Consider the following 587-nt stretch of genomic DNA (forward strand, 5'->3'; position numbering starts at 1 on the left):
AAAGAAGCAAAACTCGCCAGAATCAAAAAGGCATTGGAGTGTTGCGATGCTGACAATCCAGTGTTTTATGAAGATGAGGTCGATATCCACTTAAACCCTAAAATTGGAGCAGATTGGATGCCCAAAGGTCAGCAAAAGAAAGTGGCGACACCGGGACAAAATGCCAAACACTATCTAGCAGGTGCTCTACATGCTAAGACGGGAAAAGTCTCGTATGTTTGCAGTGCCAATAAGCACTCAGAGCTGTTTATTGCCATTCTTGAGCAGTTAAAACGCCAGTATCGCCGTGCAAAAACAATCACGCTTATCGTGGATAATTACATCATTCACAAAAGTAAAAAGACACAGGGTTGGTTAGAGAAAAATCCGAAGTTTATTTTACTTTTTCAGCCAGTGTATTCCCCGTGGGTAAACAAAATAGAGAAGCTTTGGCATGCCTTACATGAAACAGTAACTCGGAATCATCAATGCAAAGCAATGTGGCAACTATTAAAACGGGTTCGAAACTTTATGGATAACATTTCATCGTTTCCCAGCGGTGGTCATGGAGTACAAAAAGTGAAGCATAATTAGGATCAGCTATTTAG

The 587-nt window shown here is 40.9% G+C and carries 1 protein-coding gene; it reads left to right on the forward strand.

Features of this window, described 5'->3' with window-relative positions:
• The coding region (locus QTN94_RS20355; protein ID WP_331428684.1) for an IS630 family transposase at positions 1–573 on the forward strand (573 nt) is incomplete at its 5' end.
• Positions 574–587 lie beyond the last annotated feature (14 nt).

The organism is Vibrio sp. M250220, assembly GCF_036533795.1.
Taxonomy (GTDB): Bacteria; Pseudomonadota; Gammaproteobacteria; order Enterobacterales; family Vibrionaceae; genus Vibrio.